Origin of the sequence: Fibrobacter sp. UWB2 (genome assembly GCF_002210425.1) — a bacterium.
GTDB classification, from domain to species: domain Bacteria; phylum Fibrobacterota; class Fibrobacteria; order Fibrobacterales; family Fibrobacteraceae; genus Fibrobacter; species Fibrobacter elongatus.
Map to the genome: position 1 here is coordinate 389,801 of NZ_MWQK01000001.1, position 25,165 is coordinate 414,965.

A 25,165-nucleotide genomic window follows, 5' to 3' on the forward strand; every position below is an offset into this window, starting at 1 on the left:
CTCATTCCTGCCTGTATGCAGGATCGTTTTCATTAATAATATTGATGACGGCCTTGTCGCCTGCGATATCGTTCAAACGAGCCCAACGCTCGCAGATTCTAAGCTTAATCGCATAGGCGTAGACGTGCTTGATGGTCCCCTCGCCTACACCGGCAAGGCTATCCACAAGCCAAAAACGGGCGCGGTCGATATCCTGTTCCTTTTCAAGCGGATTTGACTTCATGAACGCGTCCTGGATCATCTTCGCAAAGGTGACGTCATAACCAGAGAATGAACGTTCCGCAAAACGCACTTCAGGGCCCCACGCCTGGGCGCGGAGCCTTCCTGAAACATTTCTCATCTGGGTTTCGCGGGACTGGTATTCCCGAACAAATTCATCATCGCTCTCTTCGCCCGCTAAGAGGGCGTCGAGCGCTTCGAGTTCTGGGGCATCCAGCACACCTTCGCAACGGCCACGGAACTCGGCCATGCTAAGGGGCGGAACGTCGCCCAGTTCTAGCATCGGAAGCGATGCCATCAAATATGCTGGACTGCTCATTGGACCGCCTTATTTGCCCTGGGCGGCCTTGTTTACAATCTTTGCAAGTTGCGGTCTGAGCAAGGCAGAAAGAGATTCCGCCATTGCCTGTTCTGTAAATTCGTGGCTGACCTTGCCGCCATCAAGCTTAACGCGGAAACCAAACTTGACGCCCTTGTCGCTTTCGACCTTGACGCCAGCCTTGAGCTGCTTGGCAAACTCGCCCATCACAAAGCTCGTGAGGGCCTTGGCATCGGCTTCGGAGAAGTTGATTTCGATGTCGGAGGTGTAGCTCTTTGCAACCGTAAGGAGCATGTTCTTCACGGTCGATTCATCAAGTGACTTGTCAATCTGGAGGCTGAGAAGATCAAGAATCATCTTTTCGAGGTTCTTGCCCACCGAGAGGAGCAAATCGCGAGCGGACTGTTCCAAAGTGCGTTCGCTGCGTTCTGTAAATGCTTGTGCTTCCTTATCGGCGTTTTCGAGTTTTGCTTTGGCTTCGTCTTCGGCAGCCCTGACAATTTCGGCCGCCTTGTCCTTTGCCTTAGAAATAATATCTGCTGCTGCGAGTTCTGCCTTTTCGACAGCATCCTTCTGGATGCGTTCCATAAGGGCTTGCAAATCTTCTGCCATTTAAATCTCCAAATTGAACCAAAACACCCCTTTCAAGGGCATTTTTATTAAACACAGAAAAGAATATACTAGGAAAATTTGGAAAAAGACAAGAAAATCGACAAAAAATTGCGAAAATATTGTTTACTTACACAAATGGAGGATAAAAAGACCAAAAGGAGCGACAAAAGGCGTAAAACATCGACAGAAAATGGAAAGCGCTTTACAAAATTGGAAAGAAACGATAAATCTATTCAAAAAGACTTTTTCAAAAACAAGCAATTAACAACTAGGAAGTTTTTCTATATTTCACCGCGAAAAATTATCTTCAAGGATACAACCATGAAACGTACACATAACTGCGGCCAGCTTCGCAAGGAAGATGTTGGCCAGACCGTAACACTCGCCGGTTGGGTGGATCGCCGCCGTGACCATGGTGGTGTGATTTTCGTTGACCTCCGCGACAAGTATGGCAAGACCCAGATCGTTTTCAATCCGGATTACAATGCCGATGTTTTGAAGACTGCCGAACAGCTCCGTAACGAATACGTTATTTACGTGACTGGTAAGGTCTACGCCCGCGAAGAAGGCAACACGAACGAAAAGCTCGCTACGGGTGAAATCGAAGTCAAGGCCGACAAGCTCGAAATCTTGAACGCCGCCCTCACTTCTCCGCTCGCCATTAACGACCCGAACGAAGAATGCAAGGAAAACGACGACCTTCGCTTGCAGTACCGCTATTTGGACCTCCGCCGTCCGTGGATCCAGAAGAAGCTCCTCCTCAAGAGCCGCTTCCTCAAGGCCGTGTACGACTTCTTCTATTCTAACGGTTTTGAAAACATTGAAACTCCGTGCCTTTGCAAGTCCACTCCGGAAGGCGCACGTGACTACCTCGTGCCGTCCCGCGTGAACCCGGGCAAGTTCTACGCCCTTCCGCAGTCTCCGCAGCAGTACAAGCAGCTCTTGATGATTGCAGGCATGGACCGCTACTTCCAGATCGCCAAGTGCTTCCGCGACGAAGACCTCCGCGCTGACCGTCAGCCGGAATTCACACAGATCGACGTTGAAATGTCCTTCGTCAACCAGGACGAAGTCATGGAAATGTTCGACAAGTTCGTGACTGAAGTTTTGGGCAAGGTTTGGAACTTCGAGCCGCCGCGCCACATCCGCCGTATGAAGTGGGCAGAAGCTATGCTCAAGTACGGTTCCGACAAGCCGGACCTCCGCTTCGACCTCGAAATCCACGATGTGTCTGAAATCGGTGCAAAGTCCAACTTTGGCGTGTTCAAGAACTGCGTTGCCGCTGGTGGCAAGATCCGCGGTATCGCTGCTAAGGGTTGCGTTGACTTTACTCGTAAGCAGATTGACGAACTCACCGCTTACGTTGCCAAGTACGGTTCCAAGGGCCTCGTGTGGATGCGCGTCAAGGAAAATGACGAAGTTGAAACTCAGGTCGGCAAGTTCTTTACGACCGAACAACTTAACGAACTCCGCGACGCTGTTGGCGCCAAGTGCGGCGACATGATGTTCTTCATCGCCGGTCCGGAAAAGATTGCAGCTACGGCTATGGGTCAGCTCCGCTTGGAAGTTGCCCGTATCAAGGGTCTCCGCGATCCGAAGAAGCGTGAATTTGTGTGGATCACCGAATTCCCGATGTTCGAATACAGCGACACCGAAGGCCGCTACATGGCTATGCACCACCCGTTCACGAACCCGCTTCCGGAACATTTGGACATGATGCTCGGTGGCAACCTCAAGGATTGCAACGCTGAAGCTTATGACCTTGTTCTTAACGGTGTGGAAATCGGCGGTGGTTCTATCCGTATTCACAACCCGGAAGTTCAGGAAAAGGTGTTCCGCTTGCTCGGTCTCTCCGAAGAACAGGTGAAGACCAAGTTCGGCTTCTTCGTCGATGCATTCAAGTACGGCGCTCCTCCGCACGGTGGTCTCGCCTTCGGTCTCGACCGCGTTGTCGCTACCATGGAAGGTGAAGAATCTATCCGTGACTACATCGCGTTCCCGAAGAACACGAGCGCTTCTAGCCCGATGGACCAGTGCCCGAGTGAAGTGGACCTCCAGCAGTTGCAGGACATCCACATCTCCGTGCAGATGCCTAAGGGTGTAGATAAGAAGTAAAAGGTGATTCCCGGTCAAGCCGGGAATGACACGTTCGCGACTTTAAAAAGGACGGGTTGAAGCCCGTCCTTTTTTTATATACTGATTCCGGCACGGAGGCCGGAATGACAATGGCACAATGGCACTATGGCGGGAATGACATTTTACTTAGACTTTAAGACTGTCTTGTTGAAGGCTTCGGGGGTGGTGAATGTCGGCACGATTTTGTGCAATGCGGCAATGGCCTTCTGGTCGTCATTGGCCTGCGCGGCATTCTTGAGGTCCCACAGCTGGTTGATGAAAGAGCTCAAGTCAATCTGGATTTGCTTGCCGATGTAGATGAGCTTGTTCTTAGTCTTTTGCAAGCCTTCCTCGCCCATCAAAAGTTCCTCGAGCAGCTTTTCACCCGGGCGGAGCCCCGTAAACTTGATTTCGACATCCTTATACGGCACCTTGCCGTACATGCGGATGAGGTTTTCGGCCAAAGTAACAATCTTGACCGGCTGGCCCATGTCAAGCACAAAGATTTCACCGCCATGGGCAAAGCTTGCTGCCTCAAGCACAAGGTTCACCGCTTCCGGAATCGTCATGAAGTAGCGGATAATGTCCGGGTGCGTCACGGTCACGGGCTTGCCCTGTTCGATTTGGCGTTTGAACAGCGGAATCACGGAGCCATTTGAACCGAGGACATTACCAAAGCGCGTCGTTACAAATTCAGTCTTGCAATCCTTCTGTTGTGCAAAGAACTGCACAATCATTTCGCAGCAACGCTTTGATGCGCCCATGACGTTTGTCGGGTTCACAGCCTTGTCGGTACTGATCATCACGAACTTGTTCACTCCGTTAATAAGCGAAAGCGTTGCCATGTTGAACGTTCCGATGACGTTGTTCTTGATGGCTTCCATCGGGTTGCTTTCCATCAAGGGGACGTGCTTGTGCGCGGCAGCATGGAACACAACATTCGGCTTGTACTTCTTGAAAATCTGGTTCATGCGGAAGTAGTCACGAACGCTTGCAATAATCGTCACCAGATTCAGGTCCTTGCCGTACTCCATCACAAGTTCTTGCTGGATATCGTAGGCGTTGTTTTCGTAAATATCGACAATGATGACCTGGGCGGGCTTGTATTTTGCAATCTGGCGGACAAGTTCACTACCGATAGAGCCGCCACCACCCGAAACCAAGCAGACCTTATTTTCGATAAACTCACGAATTTCGGTGTTATCAAACTTGATCGGGTCACGGCCCAAAAGGTCTTCGACCTTAATGTCACGGATTTGCGAAATGTAGTTCGACTTCTGCGTTTCAGAGACATCTTGCAGGCTACCCACAAACGGCAAAACCTTCACCGGGAGCCGAGTCTTTCCGCACAGGTCAAGAATCGTCGCACGGTCTTTGGGCGGGCAACTCGGGATGGCAAAAATAATCTGCTCGATGCGTTCGAGGCGCGCAATTTTTTCGATATCGCTTGTACCGCCAGCGACAAGCACATCATGGAAATACTTGCCAATCTTGTAGCGGTCATCATCGATCAAGCAAACCGGGTAAATATTGAACGTTTCGGCAGCGCCAACGGCACCATGTTCTTTGGGGGACTGCAGGCGCTTAATTTCTTCGAGCAAAACGCGTGTAGCCTCGCCTGCGCCAATAATCATGGTACGGACCATTTTACCTTCACGGAGACCCGTATTCACAAGGGAGATAAACGTCCCCTTGAACAGGTAGCGGAACATGCACACGCCAATTACGGCCACCACAGCGGTCACAATGGTAAAGCCTATGTACAGGCTACCCTGGATGATGTAAAAGAGCCATGCCGCGATGATAAATCCACCAAGGACGCCCTTGATGCAGCACAGATAATCACGCACGTTAAAATAGCGCCACAGCTTATTGTACGCGCCAAAAAAGAGGAGGCTTGCAAAGCACGAAAAAGTGCTGAGTATCAAGAACGAAATCAGGACTCCCCTATCGATACGGTCTGCAAACACGGGCAACGGGACATTGACGATGAGCCCCGCCACAAAGACGATGAACGCGTCTACCAAAGCAAGCAAGCGCTTGCGGAGTCTAAAGTTGACAAACAGCTGTTTGTAGTTAACCATAATTCCACCCCTACATAACAAATGAAATCCGGACATTCGCATACGGATTGTCAAAGAACCCGTATTCACCCATGAATGCTACCCGTGAACCTCTATAACTGATTAGCAACGCCAAGGAGTACTGGAGAGGCGCTCCGTGAACGAATTTTTTGCGCACCGTCTTGTACGGATCATCGATGTCGCTACCTTTATCGATACCTTTCCAAAGCCACTTGTTGTGAATGCCCAGGAATATGTTGGACACCCCGCCCATATCGAGCTCGCCGTAAACCGTCCAGTCAATCGCTAGACTGTTCGGGCCGTTCGGATTGCCGAGAGGCTTGCCCAGGTGCGCCATCTGCGCCTGAGCGGTATCGTAATGGCAATAGGTATAAGGTTCCACGCGTGCAATTTCTGCGATGGAGCCCAGTTGCAACAGGCGCTTGCCGACGTACATATCGTAAGCGAACTGGGTACCAAACATGGCTGCCCAGCGGTTGTTGCTGTACTCGTTTTCGTAAACGGCCATTGGCGATTCCATATCGTCCAAGAAGAATTCGCCGTAAAAGCGCACCTTGCTAAACAGGCGGTAATTGAGGTCCAGCGCAAGAGCCCCGTTGTTGACGCGTTCGGAATAATTCCCCTTTTCAATAAACAGAGGCACAATAGGCGTAAAAAGCCAGGGTTTGTTCTCGTTATAAAGAATCTGGATTTCGCTCATGCCGATGGTCAAGTTCCCAAGAGCGAGCTCGTAGCGGTGAGCGTAAAGGTTTCTGTCGTTCAGGTTTTCCTTGCTGTAGCTCCAGCTGTTCACGCGCAAGTCCGCATAAGCGCTAAACACGCGGAACGGGCCAAAAGAGAACTCCAGATTGAGCATGTTGTAGGGCAAGGCAAACTGGTTTAGCGATAAGTTGTTGTAATAGCCCGGGCCCCAATGCAAAACATCACGGGCAAGAGAAAGACGCATCCAGGAATAATTAAAGCCGATATGCGCACGGTAACGGGCATAGCTGACGTAATCAGCACCGGCGTTGCCGCTTTCGGTCTGCACGTCAAAGACTTCACCGTCAAAGCTTTTGGGCTTCTTGGCCGAATGGCGTTCGGCGTAAATCCTAGCATCCAAATCAAAATCGACGGAATCGGCGTAACCGCGCAAATAAAGGCCACCATCAACGCCCGGCCAGATTGTATCGCCAAGAGCGCGACCTCCGCGGTAATCTAACCCAAGAACAATCGATGTCGCCAGAGCAAAACGATGGGCGTCTTTGCCCGAGCCAATAGAATCGGCGTAGTAAATAAGCGCATTACCTTCTTTATCCGCAAAATCACGAACAAAGTTGTAATTGCGGTGCGGGTAGGTAAAGAACTGACGATTTTCGCCAACCGTCTGACGGTGGTATTCCATCAACATCGGGGCGTAGTCCAGCTGGCGTAAGTTGCGGTTGCGTTCGGCGCCTACGACAGATTGAGCAAGCGCGGACTGCGCTACAACCAAAACCGCAAGCAAAGCCAAATACAAATACCGAACCATAAAACCAACTCACCCTTATTTGCTGTAGTAGCCCTTGCCGTAATAGCCACCACCATAGTATCCATAACCATAGTAATGACCCGGTTCATATTCGCAATGGTTCATTACAAATGCGCAAGGCTTATCGGCATAGCGGCGCAAGTTTGCGAGGCTTTCCTTGACCTGGGCGAGCGAGTCCGTACCGTAGTGGACCACCATCAAGGTAAAGTCGACCAGCGGGAATATCAGCTCGGCATCGGTCACCATGCTCACCGGAGGCGTATCCACCAGAATCATGTCGAATTCAGACTTCATCTCCTCGAGCAGGTTCTTGAAGGTGTCGCGGCGCAAAAGTTCACTCGGCGACATCAGGCGCTTGCCCCCGCCCATCACAAAAAGGTTCTGGCAGCGGTTGTCGGACACGGCTTCGTGCCAATCGACCTTCCCGGAAAGCACTTCCGTCAGCCCCACGTGCTTGGAACTGTGGATCACGCCCTTGCGCATGTCGGCGTCAATCAAGAGCACGCGCTTACCATTCATGGCATAAACGGCGGCAAGGTTCTTGGAAACAAAAGACTTGCCCACACCCGGCACAAGGCCGCAAATCATGATAACCTTCTGACCTTCGGAAAGCGAGAAGTCAATAGCCGTCTGCAACGTACGGAAGGCTTCGCTCGCGGGTTCGTTCGGGGACGATTCCACCAAGGTCATGGCGTTGTGCTTGTTACGCACCACCTTGTTCTTGGATACCGGGATTTTTGCAAAGACACTCACGTCGGTCGCGTGTTCGAGTTCCTGCGAGCTGCGGACACCGTTTTTCATCATGCGGAGCAAGAAGACGAGGAGCACGCCAAGCATAAAGGATGCCGCCATCGAGCAGATGAGGATGTTGAGCTTTTTCGGCTTGCTCTGGATAGGTTCGATCTGCGCAAAGTCGACAATGCGCACATTGCCCACCTCGCCCGCACGCACCACGCGCAACTGCTGGATGTTGTTGAGCATGCTTGTGTACTGCGCATTGTTCACGGCCACATCTTCTTGCAGGCGCAAGACCTCTTGCTGCGTAATCGGCATCGATTCCGCATTCTTCTTAAGGCGGGAAAGTTCCCTACGCAACTTGGCCTCTTGCTTTACAATCGTAACAACCGCCGGGTGCTCTTCTTTAAACAGGCGCGTTGCCTCCTGGCGCTGCTGTTCCAACTGGAGCAACTGGCGCTGCAAATCCATCTCTTTGCTCAAGTGGGCCTGCGTCTCCCCCGTCATGTCCACCGAACCAATTTGGTGGCGGTAATCGGCAAGGACCTTTTCGGCACTGTCGAGCTTGGACTTGACGCCCGGCAACTGCGATTCCAAAAACTCGAGAGTCTTTTCGGCCTCGGCGCTACGCATTTCTACATTCTGGCGCACGTAAGTATTGGCAATGGTGTTGAGGATGGAGGCTGCGCGATCTGCATAGCGGTGGGAATAGGACACACCTATAATGCCGGTCTGCTTGCCTTTTTCGGCCACCTTGAGCGCACTTGCTAGACCACGCACGGCAAGGAGCGTATTCGATTGACCAATTGCAAAGCGTTCGCCAACGGTAGCACGCATCAGGTTCACGCGGATGCACAAGGTATCACCCGCATAAGGGGCCTTGAGCAAGTCACCCACCTTACCACCGACAAGCTTGGTCTCTTCGGGAGTATAGACATCATAGGTATCCGCCCCCGTCACCACGGCAATCCAGCGTTCGGCACGGGCAAGTTCCGGGATTTCGAGGTAATCGATATCCATACGTCCTTCTTTGTGCAGAAGGCGGTTCATCGCGCTCAGCGGGGCTGCAGAATAGTCCAAGTGTTCCTGGGACACCACGTAACTCAGCACCATACGGCTCTTGATGAGTTCAATTTCGGCATCGGCTGGGCTTGCGACTTCCAAAAGGGCACCCATCTCGCCCATAGCCTTGCCTGCCTTGTTACCCTTGACATCGATCTGCAGCAAAGCATCGCTTGTAAACTGCGGACGGATCCACATACCAATCAAAACACCAACGATTGCACCAAAGGCAAGGAAAAGAAGCAGTAAAAAGCGCCTTTTCCACAGAATAAACAGAGCTTCTAGCAGCGTAATAGTATTTTCCGCCTGCATCTGCTGTGCCCCGACCACAATTGTCTGCTGTTCGCTTTCGGCCATGAATGTCTCCAAAAATTTGCAAAACCAATTTGTAAAAAAATATAGTAAAAATTATTTAAAACTTACGGAGAATGTAAGAAATGAGGATAATTGGGATAGTGTGGAGAAAAAAATGTCCTGCGGGTAGCAGGACATTTCACTTTCATTTTTCGCTTTTCAGAAACGATTCTAGAACTTTCGCCAGACCATCTTGTTGACGATGCCGGTGTAGCTCTCGCGGCACGAAGTTTTCACTTCTTTTCTTCAACCGCTTTCGCTTCATTCAGGAACTTGTCAAAATCGCTCTTGAACAGTTTGTCCTGGACAACGCGGTATTTTTCGAATTCACTTTCGGCAAAAGCCTTTGCAATTTCAGCCGACACCCGACCCTTGTCTGTCAGAATCTCCACCTCGTTGAAATCCAGGAACTTGTTGAGGCGAAGCGCCCAATCTTCCATCGTCATGGGAATCTGCCGTTTCGCCTGAAATTCCGCATAGTCAAGGTACATTGTCACGAATCGTTCCAGTTGATGCAATTCATCCTTTGAAAGGTTGTTCTTCGCAATGCTGACATCCGACTTCTCGATTTTCCCGTCAGGCGCCTTGCGCCAGGTCGTCAAGCCCATGTGCGTTTTTTTCGCATCGGCGCGTTCCATAATGAGTTCGGCAGCCGTATGCCGGTGGATAGCCCAGTGCAACTTGTTCTGCACATTTGCGAAAAAATCCCTTGTCGTGACGGCATCCCGGCTGTAATCGACACTCGTCGCGTAGATATCGGTAATCTTCTGGTAGAATTTCCGCTCCGACATCCGGATTTCCCGGATTTCTTCGAGCAGGTTTTCAAAGTATTCTTCGTCAAAAATCTGGCCGTTTTCCAGGCGTTGTTTGTCGAGAACATAACCCTTTATCGCGAAATTGCGCAAAACGTTGGTCGCCCATTGCCTGAATTGCGTTGCGCGGATAGAATTCACGCGGTATCCCACCGAAATTATCGCATCGAGATTGTAGAATTTGGTATTGTAAGTCTTGCCGTCGGCGGCAGTATGTGCAAATTTTGCACATACTGAAATTTCTTCCAACTCGTTGGTCTCAAAAACGTTCTTTAAGTGCTTGGTGACTACGGACCTATCGACATCGAACAGCCTTGAAATTCCGTCCTGCGTGAGCCACACATTTTCGTCCTGGACGCGCACTTCTATCGAATCCTGAGAATTCTGCTTGGTAAACACCAAGAAATCGATGGTACTATTGCGAATCTGCAACATTTTGCTCATTTCTACCTCAGAATTCAACACAACAGGCTCTTTTTTGTTCATTTTCAACTCCTTCCTTGCGGACAAGCAAAAACCGCAAGGCACAAAGATACACATTTGTTCACTATTAAATATACACAAACACGAGACAGTTGTCAATAGGTCCGCCCCGTTTTTTGCTGGAATTTTCTGTACCGCAGCGGTCATTACCACCGCAAGCTTCTGACTTCCGCCGGAGAGGTCGACCTGTCCGTACCCAAGCTGCGCCTGGCCCCGTTCGAGACCGCCATCATCGAGCGCTACCGACGCAGGGAATCGTCCGTGGAGGAGTCTCTCATCGAGATGTACCTGGCGGGGGTATCCGTGCGTCGCGTGGAGGACGTCACCGAGCTCCTGTGGGGCTCTCGCGTGAGTGCTTCGACGGTGAGCAACCTGAACCAGAAGGTATACGGCAAGATCGAGGAATGGCGAAACAGGGCCATAGGCGGGGAATACCCCTACGTGTTCGTTGACGGCATCTACCTGAAGCGCAGCTGGGGCGGCGAAATGACCAGCGTCTCGGTACTTGTCGCGATAGGGGTGTCCGAAGACGGCTACCGGGAAATACTCGGCGCAAGCGAGGGTGCAAGCGAAAGTAAGGAATGCTGGCGGAACTTCCTCGTAAGTCTCAGGGAACGCGGTCTGAAGGGCGTGAGGCTGTTCACTTCGGACAAGCACCTGGGCTTCCTGGAATCGGCCTCGGAAGTGTTCCCTGATGCGAAATGGCAACGCTGCACGGTTCATTTTTTCAGGAACCTGATGACAAAGATCCCACGCAACAAGCTTGCTTCGGCCATACCCCTGCTAAAGGCAACATACGCCCAGGAAGACAAGGAGGCAACGCTGAAAAAGGCAGCAGATGTAGAACAGAAACTGCGTGATATGGGGCTGAAGTCTGCCGCCGAGCTTTACCACAAGGGTGTGACGGAAACGCTGACTTATCTCGACTTCCCACATGAACACTGGCGTAGCATAAGGACGAACAACATCCTTGAACGCCTGAACCGGGAGATACGCAGAAGGACGAGGGTTGTGGGCTGTTTTCCTGATGGCGAATCGGCACTGATGCTTGTATGCGCTAGATTGAGATATGTAGCGACGAAGGAATGGGGTACCAAGAGGTACCTGAACATGAAGCACCTTTACGAGATGGAAAAGGAGAACGAGCTGAAACGGGAACAGGAAAAGGACGGAAATGTAGCCTAAATCTGGTGTTGGAACAAACTATTTTTGCGAAAAACCCTTGACACTACCACATCGAGTACATCGACAAGTCGGTTGACAAGTCCATGAGGGAAGTGTATGGGTTGAACCCTTCGGAAGCCCAGTAGGGCAAAAAACAGGTGGCTCCGTCAGGCCGGACTTGTGGCTCTCACTTCTCCGGACTGGCGGCTCCGCCGCTCCGGAATAATCAAAGGAAATAAAATTGTAAATGCAGGCTTATGCGTGGATGAAGTTGTAACTTAAATAAATATGGCTATGAAACTTTTTTTAATTTCTTAACGCAGCCAATTTTCTTTACATAAGGTGTTAAATACACAAACAAGCATCCTAGATAAATACAAAAGCCTATTTGTGGCTCAAAAAAGTTCGCACTTACTAAAAAAGCAACCACAAGAATAAATTCCTTTATAAAGAAACATGTCAACCTTTTATTTATCAATCTACCGACAATTACCTCAGAAACGATAGATCTCGTCGCGACAAAAAAAACGGCCAATAATAAGGTAAGTTTAAGATTGTTCAAAATAAAAGTTGATATTCCCACACAAATCATTGATAAAACAAGCATTGTTACATTGATAACTAGCAAATATTTTTCTTTTCTATAGGCTTTCAAATAGTTATTGGTTAGCAAAGTAACCTTCGAAGTATAAACGATTATAGGTAAAATTAGTGCCAAATATATGAGACTCGGCTCATATTTAGGAATCCATTTTTTTAATATAAAAAAGATTGGATAATAAAAAACTAAAGCAGAGAATAACACTGGCGAGAGATAATTCCGTATTTTTAAATACATATTCGGAAGTTCCGTAACAGCCATTCTTTTCAAAGATGGAAATAATACAATACTAACAGCTGTAACAAAACTTAAAAACAACGAAGTTAAACTAAACGCAAAAGAGATCTTTCCAAAGAGTATTTCATCCCAATTCTTTTGAATGAACATTTTTGTACTACCAAGCAGAAGCATAGAAGACCACGTCGCAATGAGTAAAATAAAGCCACAGGAAATATTCTCTTTAAATTCAGAGATGAAAACCTTAAAAGGAATAAATTTTCCAAAATATAAGCCTTTATTGTATTTACAAAAAACAAAACAGGAAAAGATGCCACAGAAAATGTCTATTAAGCACAAAAAAATATAATTGTTTACAGAAAGAAGTAGGAATAAAGCGGTCAACAACATACATATCAAATTACTTACAATTATAAAGGCCGCATATTTTTTTATTCGATTTGTTATTTGAAATATGTAAAAATTATACGTAAACAAATGTTTTGAGATAATAGAAATAGCAACTAATAATGCAATATATTTATACTCTCCCGAGAAACGGAGATAAGAAAAAACTGCAATAATAAAAGCAAAAAGTAAGTCTGCAAAGAACAATGCCTGATATTGTGATCTTACTAAAGGCTTGTCTAGTTGATCATAATCGAGCCCTGCATAACGAAGTCCGATTCCATCCAAAATACCAAAATGCAGTATTCCAACAAAACTTGAATATAGTATATATACTTGCCAATATGCATATTGAGTTTCATCAATAAACTTAGGTACAACTATATTCAAAAGAAAAGCTACACAAATGGTTATCACCTGAGCAACTATTGAATACGATATATTTCTTTTTATAGAATTAGACACTATACATTTAATCTTTTGTAGGTGTGATTAACAAAAATATTTTTGCAACAGTTAACATTATTATCAAAGTCCACAATTCACGACTGATATCACCTACGCGAACGATATCATAAATAAATGTTGCTAAAATCGTAAAAAATGTAACACTAGCAACATTTTTTGCTACAGAAAAAAAACTTTCCAAATACCTTAACATAAAGCCAAAGAAAATACTTCCGATTATTAAACCGATATATGAAAAATTCAAATAAAAACTACCAAACAAAGTCACTGGTATTCCGCCATGAAAAGCCTCATTAAAAACCAAACGAGTTAATTCGTGATCAAATGTGGGGATTGCTAAGCCTGGGATTGGCATTGTGAAAAAGGAAAGATAATTAAAGCCATAAAAATAATCCATCCCAAATTCTGAAAAAAACTTCAAAGAAACAACGAGCATATCAAACATACAAAACTCATTGAGTAATTCAAAAACAAATGAAAAAGAAGGGGTTCCACCAAGTAATGTAAGTCGAATTATGCCATATAACCAAACTACAATAAAAAGAACAGCAACCATCACCCCAATCTTCTTCATATTTTTTTTTCGATTAAACTCAACACTATATAGTGGGATTATGTAACAAATTAGCAAATTAGTTATATACTGTCTTTTACCAACGAAAGAAAAAAGATAAACACTTAATATAATTAAAAAATAAACAAACAAATTTGGTGTTTTTTTTTCATAAATAATATAAATAATAATGACGGAAAAAAGATACACCCATACAACATCAAACATATGAATTGGAAGGCCCCTCATTATCTGAGACGCATACGAAAAAATCGATAATAAAGACAAAAGAAAAACAAAAGTCAATATATATATTTGATTCTTTGTAAGACTCCTTGGGAAATAATCCTTGGAAATTTTTTTAAAAAAAAACGTATTGCGTATAGGAGAAAAAAGAAACGATAAGTTAAGAACACCTATTCCCAAAAGACCAATAAAAGAAGCCTTCGCAACAGGCATTTCTGAAAAGAAATACGATTGCGTGTATGTATTGTATAACCAAAACACATAAAAACTATTTTCTTGATTTTGTGTAAAAAAAATTTGAATTGGCCTTATAAAAAAAACAAAAAACAAAAAAAAGTCTGCAATATTTATCAAGGAAAAGAAATTTCTTTTATTTATATTATTTACAATCACACATGAAAGAATAACACCATTAAAAAGAACAAGCGCCCAGCTTAAAGATAAAGATGATTCGTCATTGAACGCTATATACAAAACAGCTCCAACAAGAAGTGATAAAATCACAACAATTTTACAAACATTATCATCAACAAGTACTTGTTTCATAAAAATCTATTTAAAATCTATTGAAAAGAATCATTATTATTAAACCAAAGTTTTCAACAAGCCCATACTGATAAATTTTTTTACTAAAAAGAAGTTTAATTTTAAACTTCAGCGATTTATCATAATTTGAGCAAAGCCATAAAAAAGAAAATTTTTCGGTAGCAATTGAATTCGAATATAATTCTAACAAATAGCAACAGCACCTACTTTTAGCTTTTGTTTTATTAAAAATATATCTTTTTATTCTATTTTTCATCAACTGTATTCTGCTACCTCCCGCCCCAACAACGTTTTTTGAATGCTGACGATAATATATCAGAGGTTTTTCAAAGAAAAAAACTTCACCATCTAAAGCATACGTCATACGGAGAACCCAACTATCATGCATTGGGAAAAATTTATACACAGATATCATCGACCAAATTTTCGCAGCCTGTTCTAGCACAACATAATTAAAAACCTGAGTACAACCTAATGAGTGTGGTGAGATAATATTTGCATACATGTTATTAACTACACGAATTGGGGATTTATCTTCTATTGGATTTAAATTTGAATCAACTATTTTAGCAGCAGAAAAAAACAACTGTGGCTTTTTCGATTCCGGTTTAAAAAACGAAATCGATTGTTCAAGTTTATTCTCATACCATACATCATCTTGATCACAAAAAGCATAAAAATCATACTTTGACATTTCGGATACAGCATAATCCATTAGTCGATAAAAACTTTTTGCTGCACCAATGTTTTTTTCTGTTAATATAGTCATGCCACCATATTGATTTTTATACTTGTTCAAAATAGATACAGTTTCGTCAGAAGAACCATCATCACGAGCAAGTATATGTACATTAACATTTTTTTGAGCAAACAAACTATCTAATTGTTGCGCTAAAAAAAGTTCGCCATTATAAGTGGAAAGCATAACTAATACGGAAGCCATAATAAAACCCTTAAGATTTCAACATATTTTAAACTAGAATCAAAAACGACATTTTACGTAGCCCCGTTACAACAATCTTTGTAAATTTGCTTCATCATACCACAGATTTTTTTTACATCGAAATTTTTTATTGTATTTTGATTTATCTTTCGCATTTCCGAGGAACTTTTTAACACAACATCCATTATTCCTCTGGCAAATCCATCAACATCCTGGCAGCCATATAAGAAGCCTCCTTTACCATGTTCAATCAAGTCAACATTACCTCTAATTTTACTGCAAACAATAGGTAGTCCTACAGCCATAGCTTCCATCAATGCAACAGGAAGTCCTTCATGCAGAGACGGAAGAACCGATATATCGGCCGATTTATTCAACGCAATGACATCGGTTCGAAAACCAAGTAAATGGAAATTAGATTCAATTCTTAATGACTTCGCTAGATACCTTAAATCATTTTCTAATTTTCCTGAACCGGCAACAGCATAATGGATTTTAGGATTATCTAATTTCGCTAAAGCACGCATTACAACTTGATGATTTTTTCTTACACTTAATTCCCCTACAGAGAGAAGCAAAATGCAATCTTCGGGAACCCCCATCGACAGTCGGACAACATTTCTGTCGCATTGTATATTCTGAATTTTAGAAAGGTCTATTCCGACTCCTGGCACATAGCAAATCTTCTTTGCAGGCATTTTATTCTGAGCCAAGGTAAAGTCTTCTTTATTGATGGTTATAAGGACATCTGTAAAATGGGCGCAAAACTTTTCGATTGGGTAATAAATAAACCAATTTTTAAGCGGGGCTCCCCTAAAAAAATGAAATCCGTGAGCTGTATAAATTACACGAGTTCCCTGTTTACGGACTCTACGGCATGCCAATCGCACAATCATAGATGCATTGGGTGTATGTGTATGCACAATGTCGTAATGCTCTGATTCGACAAGTTGTTTAAGCATTTTGTAAGCTATAAGATTATTCTTGCTGAATGGCGAACGAGAAAAAGGAATATCGTGAACTTTACAGCCGAGTGTGTTGTAAATCTCTGGCACAGGCTTTTCGCAATTTGTCGCAATTTCTACAGAATGACCTTCGCTCAAGAGCATTTTTACATGCTCTGGAAAAAAGCCCATCGTTGCAGAAATTGTTGTGACGTACAATACTTTCATATAAAATCACAATTAAAAATTTAAAAGATTCATTAGAGAACTTACCTTACTGTATAGCCACCATCAACAACTAAGTTCTGTCCAGTTACCCAGCGGCTTGCATCTGATAGCAAATAAATACACGCATTAGAGATATCCGAACATTGCCCAAGTCCAAGCAAAAAGCCATCAACACGTTTTTCGTATTGTTCTGGGGTAAGCTCACTTAAAAAGTTTTGCATCATAGGAGTAAGAATCGTTCCTGGAGAAACACAATTAATGCATATATTTCTTTTGGATAGCTCCATTGCCATGGGTCTAATTGCACTAACGACAGCCCCCTTAGAGGCTGAATATGCAGAAACCCCAATTCTGCCAATTATTGCTGTAATCGAAGCTATCAGGACAAAGTGCGCAGCATCATTTGAAATCTTTTTGCTACTCAGCTGACGAATAAATTCAAATCCACTCAAAGCATTTGTTTTCATTACTGATTCGTAATCGTCTGTAGAAATCAATTTCAAAGGTGCTGTTTTTTCGATTCCCGCCGAATGAACGAACCCATCGATCTTTCCATTTTCTTCTACAATTTTCTTCACCAAATCTGCAATGCCATCTGTATTCTGCAGGTCAAATACATAGTTTTTTTGCGATTCAGCTTTGTCACACAATTGAATTGTTTCATTCAAACGATCTTCATTACGAGCAATGGCAATAACTGTTGCACCCATTTTAGTGCAGTCAATCGCTATTTGACGACCTATTCCGCTAGAGGCTCCTGTTACGACAATAGTTTTATTTTCTAATGAAAAAGGATTAAAAGACATCAAGCCTCCAAAAAATCATTTGGGGAATTAATTATACCCTCTTCAAAAACATCATCACTTTCGATGACTGGGTAAATGTCGGATACATTGATACTTGCCGAGCAAACACCCCAAGAAAGCCCGACTCCAAATCCACACATCAAAAAATGAACAAGCCGCGATCCAGACTCTGAACCGTACTTGTCACATATTGTTAGAGGAATTGCAGGTGCGGAAGTGTTTCCGAATCTATCAAGGCATATCGGGAATTTTCCCATATCGACTTTCAATTTTTTTGCAAGCATTCCTGTAATAAACTTATTTGCCTGATGGAATGCAAAACATTCATAGTCATCAACGGTCGTTTCTGTTTTGGTCAAAAACTCCTTAATTGTCCGAGGCACCGCAGAAATTGTGAACGAGAAAACATTATCGCCTCGCATTACCGTATTATAAAGGTTACGAGTGTTTCCATCTTTCCAAACAAAATCTTCATGGGTGGCGTTCATATTACGATATCCACCCGCTGGAGCAATAATATCTTGATAACCGTTTCCATCTGTTTTTAAAACGCCCTGTATGCAAGAATTATCAGTAGATTTTTCAAGCAATACTGCAGAGCCTCCATCACCAAAAATCATAGAAACCGAAGAATCTTTCGGATTTGTCATTTTGGTCAGCGTTTCTCCAACAAGCAATAGAGCTTTATCAATGTCAGAATTCTGCATTAAAGAGCAAATTATTTGAAGTCCATACACAAAAGCAGAGCAACCTAAATTCACATCAAAAGAAACACAGTCTTTATTTAGCCCCAATCGTTTATGTAATACACACGCTGTTGCTGGACGACGATAATCTGTAGAATGAGCTACAAATATCAGAGCTTTTACTTCCGACCTATCAACATTTTTTTCAGTTAGTATTTTCTCTGCAGATGCAAAACATAAATCTGAAGCAGTCTGATGATCTCTTGTCTTTCTGTACTGTTTAACACCAGTAGACTCTTTAAACTTTTCAACATATTCTTTCCCAAATGATTCGGCAAAGGAATCTACATTTACGACTGTTTTGGGAACGCATGCTGCAACAGCAGATATTTTAATATTATTGAATTTAAAAAAAGCCATATACTGTATTTCCAAAAGATTTATGTAAGAGAGATTCCACCATCAACAACTAGAGAAGTCCCTGTAGTCCAAGACGATGCATCGGACAACAAATAAACGATTGCGTTTGCAATTTCTTCAGGTTCGCCAAAGCGTTTCAAAGGGTATTTGGCAGCATCTGCAGCTAGTTGTTCAGCCGTTAGTATATCAGGTGAATTAAATGGCGTTTTGACCATTCCCGGATTAACGCTGTTAACACGAATTTTCTTCGGAGCAAGTTCCAGCGCACAAAACTTCATCCAAGAATTTAGCGCAGCTTTAGAAGTTCCGTAGATACAATTCCCTTCTGTAATATCAAATACGCCACCAACAGAGGAAACGATAACGACAGAGCCCATTTTTTTTACTTTTTTCTTTTTAACAAGTTGCCTCAAAAATTCAACTGTTGCAAAGAAATTCAAGTTAAACACCCTGTCAAAATCCTCGCGAGAGCAAAAAAGCAGCGGTTTCATCGCCCCAATGCCTGCAGAAAAAACGACACCATCAAAATCAGGAAATTCTAATATCGCATCTTCTACACTTTTTTTATCAGTTATATCAAGTGATAAAAAGGAATGTGTATCGCCAAGCATTTCTTCTTGTGTGGCCTTGAGATGCTCTGCTCTCCGTCCAACAACATAACATGTTGCCTCCATTTGGGAACATAGACGAGAAGTCGCGCGTCCAATGCCAGAACTACCGCCAACAATGAGAATTCTTTTTCCCTGAAGTGAGAATGGATTCATCATTTAAGGATTACCCCACCATCAACAACTAGAGTGTGACCCGTAACCCAAGACGACGCATCAGATAACAAATAAATAATCGCATGAGCGATGTCTTCCGGCTTACCGAGCCTTCCCAATGGATACTTAGACACATTTTCTTTGAGTTGATCGTCAGAAATGGTTCCTGCAGCCAATATATTCGTGGACACAAGCCCCGGATTGACGCTATTCCCTCTTATCCCACTTTTTGCCATTTCAAGAGCGAACCCCTTCATAAAAGCGTTAAGGCCACCCTTAGAGATTCCATACATCGTATTACCGATTGTAGAAATCATCACTCCACCAATAGATGAAGTAAACACAACCGAACTTCCCTTTGAAAGTTTTTTCTTTTTCAAAAGTCGCTGAGTTAACAAAACCGGCCCGATCATATTTACATTTAAGACTTCCGATAAATCATCATTATTGATAAATTTCACAGGAAGAGTCTTTACAATGCCAGCATTAAGGGAAACGCCTTCCAGTGCGGGCAAAGCATCTACTAAAGCGGCAATACCATTCTCATTGGACAATTCAGCAAGGATCATCTGATGATCCTGAGCAAAAGAACGATCAAGAGAATCAAAAGTCTCTTTCAATCGAGCTTCATTACGAGCAGTAATATAAACAGTAGCACCCATTTTTGAGCACTCAATAGCCGTAGTACGCCCAATCCCAGACGACGCACCAGTAACAAGAATCTTCTTGCCCTCTAGTGAAAATGGATTATACGACATGTACCTTATCCACCTCCTCATCTGACACTTCTACAAGGTCTGATATTACAAGATTTTCAGTTTCAAAATAAGTTGTTCCCCAAGAAAGACCTACACCAAATCCGCAACAAAGGAATTTTGCCGGTTTATTTTCAGCTTTATTTTTAAGTTCTGCAACGATAGTCATTGGAATACTTGCGCCATTCGTATTGCCAAACTTATACATGCTAGAAGGAACTTTCTCCATTGGCAATTTCAACTTCTTTGCAATCATGTTATTCATCTTGGTATTTGCCTGATGGAATACAAACCAATCAGCTTGCAAATAATCAAAATTATAGTGAGCAGCAAGAGATTTAACAGACTTTGGAGCAGCGGTTATGCCAAAAGAGAATACATCCATCCCTTTCATACGAGATTGAAGCCTGTATGTTTCCTTTCCTTCAATAATTTCAGTATCAAAACTAGATGTAGTAACAGGGTTACGCGCACCGCCTTCTGGCGTAATAATAGCATCAAAGCCACTACCATCAGTCCCAAAATGGAACATGATTTCAGAATGACCTTCACAGAATTCCACTGCAGTAACAGTACCGCAGCAGCCAAATAAAGGATTTCTACGACGACGAGGCCCTCTAAACCTTGCTTTTGCTTCACCGCACATTACTAAAGCTTTTTTAATAGTCCCTCTGCCAAGAATCGATGCAGCGGAGCTTAAGCCATATACCCATCCAGAGCAGCCTAAAGAGATGTCTTCTGCAAAACATTCTTTAGATAAGCCCAAACGATCTTGTAAAATGCAAGCGGTAGCAGGCAAAATATAGTCCGGAGACTGAGAAACAAAGAATATCGCACCGACATCCTCTTTATTCCAGTTTAAATCGGCTATGAGTTTTTCTGCCGCCGCATAGCACAAATCTGACGTTGTTAAGGTGTAACTAACCCGACGTTCCTTTACACCCGTTGTTTTGACAAAGTCCTCGGGAGAATACTCCGTTGAGACTGCGTCATCTTCTGTGGGGTGCAGATTGTCGGCAATATTTTGGGGAACTCCGGCTGATATGCCGGCAATTCGAACATTCGGGAAAGATAAAAACGCCATTACTTTTTGCTCTTTACAGTGTTAAACAAATCTTCAATAGTTGCAGAGTTTTCAATATCAGCGCCCTTGAGCGTAATATCGTATTCTTCATCGACCATTGCAATGATGTTGAGAGCCATTAAAGAAGACCATTCGTCCAAGTCATGGAACTTGGTATCAGCCTTAAATTCGGCAGCATCAGTTTCTTCGAACTGCTCGGCAAAATGTTCAATGAATTCGTTGATATCCATGTTTATCTCCTATGTTTAGGGGTTTATTGTTAAATTTTTTCACGCTTGGCAGGGACGCCAATGTAAAGGCTATTTTCCTTTGGTTTTGTCATTAAAACACTGCCAGCAGCAAGTCTTACGCCATTCTTTATTTTCAACAATTGAAGTACAATGGAGTTGACTCCGAAAAAGTTGCAATCTCCCATTGTTACTTCACCAGATATACGAACAGCGGGCATAAAGGAATTGTAATCACCAATTTTAACATCGTGTCCAAGAACGACAGATCCGTTAAAAACATTGAAATTACCAATGGTCACATCACAAGAAAAAGCACAACCACCCTGAATTATGTTTCCCTTGCCTATAGTAAACGACTCCTTATCGGAGTAATAGGTATTAGGGTAAATCAGGTTCGGGAATTCAACATTCGCATTAGTAATCTTTTCGACTACTTTTTTGACTGTATTAGGGTTCCCAATGGCCACAATCACATTGATTTTACCTTGCCAAGCGTTCAATTCTTGCATGCCACCAAGGATAGGGCCAAAATGTGAGACCATCTTGCCTTTTTCCACGCCATCGTCAAAAAAACCGAGCAGATTCCATGTTGGTTCTTTTTCGTTAATCTTGTTGATGGAACATGCTACTTCGCGACCAAAGCCGCCTGCACCGTAAATTGCAATATTCTTAAGTTCAGCCATTTGCAACCTTCTGTTCTGGTTCCGGAGTTCCCATAAATGCGGTCATGGTAGCTTCACCATTGGCTCCGCTGATTCCTTCACGTTTTACAGCCTTTTTGAGCGTGGTGAGGATAATCTTTACATCGCCGAAGAAGGTCACGTTGTTCACGTATTCTACATCGTACTTAAATTTCTGTTCCCAGGTAATGGCGTTGCGACCGTTTACCTGCGCAAGGCCGCTGAGCCCCGGGCGCACATCATGGCGATGTTTTTGCTCGGAATTGTAACGCGGCAGGTATTCCACCAAAAGCGGTCTCGGCCCGATTACAGCCATGTCACCCTTGAGGATGTTGAATAGCTCCGGAAGTTCGTCGAGGCTTGTGCTGCGTAGGAACTTGCCGTAGGCATTCAGGCGAACATCGTCTGGGAGTAGGTTGCCGTTGGCGTCCTTTTCGTTCGTCATGGTGCGGAACTTGATGAGCTTGAAGATTTTTTCGTTAAGGCCCGGGCGCGGCTGCGTAAAGAACGGGTTGCCCTTCATCTTGATGGCGCCGAGAATCGTGAGTACGACGAGGACCGGGCTCAGGCAGATGATGGCAGCCAAAGCACAGAAGAAGTCGAGAGGGCGCTTGAAAAACCGGGCGTACATTACTCGAAGCATTCCTTGATGGTCTGGATGATGGCGTCCTGCTGTTCGGGGGTCATCTTGTTGTCGCTCGGGAGGCAGAGTCCGCGGGCAAAGATGTCGGCACCCACGTCTCGGGTTTCGCCGGCAATGTAGGCGTTCGTGCGGGCGCGTCCGTTGCCGTTCGCGGTGATGAAGGCGCGGCTCATGTACATGGGCTGCATGTGCATCGGTTTCCAGATGGGGCGGCCTTCGGCGTTCATGGCGGCGATGCGCTCGAGGATTTCCGTCGGGCAGCTCTTGCCTTTTTCGTGGATGTAAAGGGCCTCGGTTTCGCCGCGCACCTGCTTACACATGGCACTCTTGTCGATAATCAGGCAGCTGAGCCAAAAATTCGGTTCGCTGTTCTCTGCGTCGTAGGGGTTCATCTGCACCGGGAGTCCCTTCAGGCCTTCCTTGTAGCGCATGTAGATGGCCTTTTTCTGGGCGATGTGCTCTTCGAGATAGGGCATCTGGCCGCGCACCACGCCGGCGATCACATTGCTCATGCGGTAGTTGTAGCCGATTTCTTCGTGCTGGTACCACGGGGCAGCCTCGCGGCTCTGGGTGCTCCACTTGCGCACCTTCTCGGCGTCTTCCTTGCTGTCGGTAAGGAACATGCCGCCGCTAGAGCCGGTGATAATCTTGTTTCCGTTGAAGCTGATGGCGCTGTAGTCGCCGAAGTTGCCGGTCTGCTTGCCCTTGTAGCTTGCACCGAAGCTTTCGGCGGCGTCTTCGATGAGGAGGGCGTTGTGTTTTTGGCAGATGGCACGGATTTCGTCAACCCTGGCCGGGGTTCCGTAGAGGTGTACGAGTACCACCAGGCGCACGTCCGGGTAAATTTCAAAAGCCTTTTCGAGGGCGACCGGGTCCATGTTCCACGTCTTGTATTCGGTGTCGATGAACACTGCCTCGCCGTTCTCGTAGGCGATGGGGTTCACGGTGGCGTCGAACGTCATGTCGCTGCAGAACACCTTGTGGTTTTGGAGCGCCCCGGTGCCGGCCTTGGGCATGCCGTAAAGCGCTTCGCCAGCGAGCTTTGTGCAGAGGTGGAGTGCGGCCGTGCCTGCGGAGAGCGCGACGGCGTACTTGCAGCCGACCTTCTCGGCGGCGAGCCTTTCGAGCTCGTTGATGTTCGCGCCGACGGTGCTCATCCAGTTGGTTTCGTAAGCCTCGGTGACGTACTTGATTTCGTCGCCGTGCATCGTTGGGCTAGAGAGCCAGACCTTCTTCTCGAAACGCATCATGGATTACCGCAACCTCGGGGTTACTCCGGCGCATATAAGGTAAGGCGACCTCCGCCCCGACCTGCATTGCCGGATGTTAAACAATTCTTACCAAATATAAGTAATTAATCTTATTATTTGTAAGTTTTCTGCCCTTATAATGACAGAAAACTTACTTTTTTGAGTTGAGGATGGGCAAAAGAATCTTTTTGAGCTGCAGAAGTACTACTTCATAGCTAGCATAGCCGCAATCACACTATCCGGCACATTCTGCGAACGCAGAAAATCTGCACGTTTTGATGTCAGAACATCATTTTTCTTGCGCTCACTATCCCTGCCTCTAGCCTGGCCCTTAAGGAAGGCTTCTGCTTCAATTGCTTCATATTCATGATGGTCAAACATGTTAGCCTCCAATGCTTTCAAAAGTTCTGGTTTCATGCGGCTTATGCGCAAACGTTCACGAGCATTCACAAAAATCGGGTCTTCCGTTTCGGGAACCTGGAGCGGGCCTCGAGAAATAAGCCGGAGCCAAAAATCCTCGCGGGTTTTAACGCCCTTACGCAACCGCAAGAAGTTGGGCAAGTCAACTACAATATACCTATTTTTCCGCGAAATAGGGAGCGCATTCCCCGACTTGACCTCATATTCGCTATAAGTAGTCCAAACGTCCTTATAGATATCCTTTGATTGAAGAATCGAACTATTGCAGAGCCAAATAGACACCGTTTCCGGGAGCTCATAATAGCGATACTTTCGGTCCTGTTCCGACAGACCCTGAAAATATGGCGAACGATTGTATTCATACTTGCCACGCAGCGTGAGGTACGAATTATAAAGGTGCATGCGATCAAAGAAGAATGAGTGGACCTTGTTTTGCATTTCCACATTCAAATATCGGTTGTCCTTGGTTCGCACCCATACATCGAGACGCGCAGGGTCGTTTTCCGGCATAAAAATGTCGATGGGCTTTTCGAATTCGTATTCGAGGTCTACTATTCCGTGGTCGGGATCCAGTTGAAGCAAGCTATTGAGGACGTCGCGAATGGTGTCCTTGTCGTCCATCAGTATGCGAAAAATCGCCGCGTATTTGGGCAGCAAGAATTCCTCGCCTTGTTCATCCCTGACAATGTACGTTTTTGTTGATTGATTATCGTTACTAGACATATATTCCGGGCTTACGCTTGCGTAATTTTGGACCATACATGCTAATAATCGCCGCAAAAAAGCGCACATCTATAGCAGCCGT

21 protein-coding genes and 1 pseudogene are annotated in these 25,165 nt (G+C 45.0%); 2 read left to right on the plus strand and 20 right to left on the minus strand.

Going from position 1 to position 25,165, the window contains the following annotated elements; translation table 11 throughout:
* Window position 1 precedes the first annotated feature (1 nt).
* Window positions 2–538, minus strand: a complete 537-nt coding sequence (locus B7982_RS01740) for a hypothetical protein (RefSeq protein WP_014544948.1) — start codon at window positions 536–538, stop codon at window positions 2–4.
* A gap of 9 nt (window positions 539–547) precedes the next feature.
* Window positions 548–1,150, minus strand: coding sequence for an ATPase (locus B7982_RS01745; protein ID WP_014544947.1), 603 nt, complete (start codon window positions 1,148–1,150; stop codon window positions 548–550).
* Window positions 1,151–1,471: 321 nt separating this feature from the next.
* Between B7982_RS01745 and aspS the strand changes: the two genes are divergently transcribed.
* Window positions 1,472–3,265, plus strand: a complete 1,794-nt coding sequence (gene aspS, locus B7982_RS01750) for an aspartate--tRNA ligase (RefSeq protein ID WP_088659540.1) — start codon at window positions 1,472–1,474, stop codon at window positions 3,263–3,265.
* Window positions 3,266–3,408: 143 nt separating this feature from the next.
* On the opposite strand, the gene B7982_RS01755 is transcribed toward aspS, so the two are convergent.
* The 4 genes from B7982_RS01755 to B7982_RS01770 form a co-directional block, all read right to left on the minus strand.
* Window positions 3,409–5,349 carry a nucleoside-diphosphate sugar epimerase/dehydratase gene (locus B7982_RS01755; RefSeq protein WP_233138313.1) on the minus strand — a complete coding sequence of 647 codons (1,941 nt, stop codon included), beginning with the start codon at window positions 5,347–5,349 and terminating at the stop codon, window positions 3,409–3,411.
* Window positions 5,350–5,359: 10 nt separating this feature from the next.
* Window positions 5,360–6,859 (minus strand): hypothetical protein, encoded by a 1,500-nt coding sequence (locus tag B7982_RS01760; RefSeq protein ID WP_233138314.1) that lies wholly within the window; start codon window positions 6,857–6,859, stop codon window positions 5,360–5,362.
* Between the two features lie 15 nt (window positions 6,860–6,874).
* Window positions 6,875–9,013: a polysaccharide biosynthesis tyrosine autokinase gene (locus B7982_RS01765; RefSeq protein ID WP_088659289.1), complete on the minus strand. Its 2,139-nt coding sequence runs from the start codon at window positions 9,011–9,013 to the stop codon at window positions 6,875–6,877.
* A 230-nt stretch (window positions 9,014–9,243) separates the two neighbouring features.
* Entirely contained in the window at window positions 9,244–10,266 is a 1,023-nt protein-coding gene (locus tag B7982_RS01770) for a virulence RhuM family protein (RefSeq protein WP_088659543.1), read from the minus strand.
* Between the two features lie 171 nt (window positions 10,267–10,437).
* Here B7982_RS01770 and B7982_RS01775 point away from each other — a divergent pair.
* Window positions 10,438–11,490 (plus strand): annotated as a pseudogene (locus B7982_RS01775) (IS256 family transposase); the annotation flags it as partial.
* A 271-nt stretch (window positions 11,491–11,761) separates the two neighbouring features.
* On the opposite strand, the gene B7982_RS01780 reads toward B7982_RS01775, so the two are convergent.
* From B7982_RS01780 to B7982_RS01845, 14 genes are all read right to left on the minus strand, one after another.
* Window positions 11,762–13,084, minus strand: coding sequence for a hypothetical protein (locus B7982_RS01780; protein WP_144065905.1), 1,323 nt, complete (start codon window positions 13,082–13,084; stop codon window positions 11,762–11,764).
* 82 nt (window positions 13,085–13,166) lie between these two features.
* Window positions 13,167–14,507, minus strand: a complete 1,341-nt coding sequence (locus B7982_RS01785) for an O-antigen polymerase (protein WP_088659292.1) — start codon at window positions 14,505–14,507, stop codon at window positions 13,167–13,169.
* Between the two features lie 10 nt (window positions 14,508–14,517).
* A complete protein-coding gene (locus B7982_RS01790) occupies window positions 14,518–15,450 on the minus strand; it encodes a glycosyltransferase (RefSeq protein WP_088659293.1) in 933 nt (310 codons plus the stop codon).
* 53 nt (window positions 15,451–15,503) lie between these two features.
* Window positions 15,504–16,622: a glycosyltransferase family 4 protein gene (locus B7982_RS01795; protein WP_088659294.1), complete on the minus strand. Its 1,119-nt coding sequence runs from the start codon at window positions 16,620–16,622 to the stop codon at window positions 15,504–15,506.
* Between the two features lie 41 nt (window positions 16,623–16,663).
* Window positions 16,664–17,428, minus strand: a complete 765-nt coding sequence (locus tag B7982_RS01800; RefSeq protein WP_088659295.1) for an SDR family NAD(P)-dependent oxidoreductase — start codon at window positions 17,426–17,428, stop codon at window positions 16,664–16,666.
* The gene (locus tag B7982_RS01805) at window positions 17,428–18,534 is read right to left on the minus strand and encodes a 3-oxoacyl-ACP synthase III family protein (protein WP_088659296.1); all 1,107 of its coding nucleotides are present in this window, start codon (window positions 18,532–18,534) and stop codon (window positions 17,428–17,430) included. The genes B7982_RS01800 and B7982_RS01805 overlap by 1 nt, the downstream gene beginning before the upstream one ends.
* A gap of 20 nt (window positions 18,535–18,554) precedes the next feature.
* Window positions 18,555–19,301 (minus strand): SDR family NAD(P)-dependent oxidoreductase, encoded by a 747-nt coding sequence (locus tag B7982_RS01810; protein WP_088659297.1) that lies wholly within the window; start codon window positions 19,299–19,301, stop codon window positions 18,555–18,557.
* Window positions 19,298–20,056, minus strand: a complete 759-nt coding sequence (locus B7982_RS01815; RefSeq protein ID WP_088659298.1) for an SDR family NAD(P)-dependent oxidoreductase — start codon at window positions 20,054–20,056, stop codon at window positions 19,298–19,300. The genes B7982_RS01810 and B7982_RS01815 overlap by 4 nt, the downstream gene beginning before the upstream one ends.
* Window positions 20,046–21,137: a ketoacyl-ACP synthase III gene (locus B7982_RS01820; RefSeq protein ID WP_088659299.1), complete on the minus strand. Its 1,092-nt coding sequence runs from the start codon at window positions 21,135–21,137 to the stop codon at window positions 20,046–20,048. The genes B7982_RS01815 and B7982_RS01820 overlap by 11 nt, the downstream gene beginning before the upstream one ends.
* Window positions 21,137–21,367 (minus strand): acyl carrier protein, encoded by a 231-nt coding sequence (locus tag B7982_RS01825; protein WP_088659300.1) that lies wholly within the window; start codon window positions 21,365–21,367, stop codon window positions 21,137–21,139. The genes B7982_RS01820 and B7982_RS01825 overlap by 1 nt, the downstream gene beginning before the upstream one ends.
* 29 nt (window positions 21,368–21,396) lie before the next feature.
* Complete coding sequence (locus B7982_RS01830) at window positions 21,397–22,050, minus strand: acetyltransferase (RefSeq protein WP_088659301.1); 654 nt, start codon at window positions 22,048–22,050, stop codon at window positions 21,397–21,399.
* Window positions 22,043–22,678, minus strand: a complete 636-nt coding sequence (locus B7982_RS01835; RefSeq protein ID WP_088659302.1) for a sugar transferase — start codon at window positions 22,676–22,678, stop codon at window positions 22,043–22,045. Before B7982_RS01835 ends, B7982_RS01830 begins: the two co-directional genes overlap by 8 nt.
* Entirely contained in the window at window positions 22,678–23,940 is a 1,263-nt protein-coding gene (locus B7982_RS01840) for a DegT/DnrJ/EryC1/StrS aminotransferase family protein (protein ID WP_088659303.1), read from the minus strand. The genes B7982_RS01835 and B7982_RS01840 overlap by 1 nt, the downstream gene beginning before the upstream one ends.
* Window positions 23,941–24,144: 204 nt before the next feature.
* Window positions 24,145–25,119, minus strand: a complete 975-nt coding sequence (locus B7982_RS01845) for an Rpn family recombination-promoting nuclease/putative transposase (RefSeq protein WP_233138315.1) — start codon at window positions 25,117–25,119, stop codon at window positions 24,145–24,147.
* Between the last annotated feature and the right edge of the window lie 46 nt (window positions 25,120–25,165).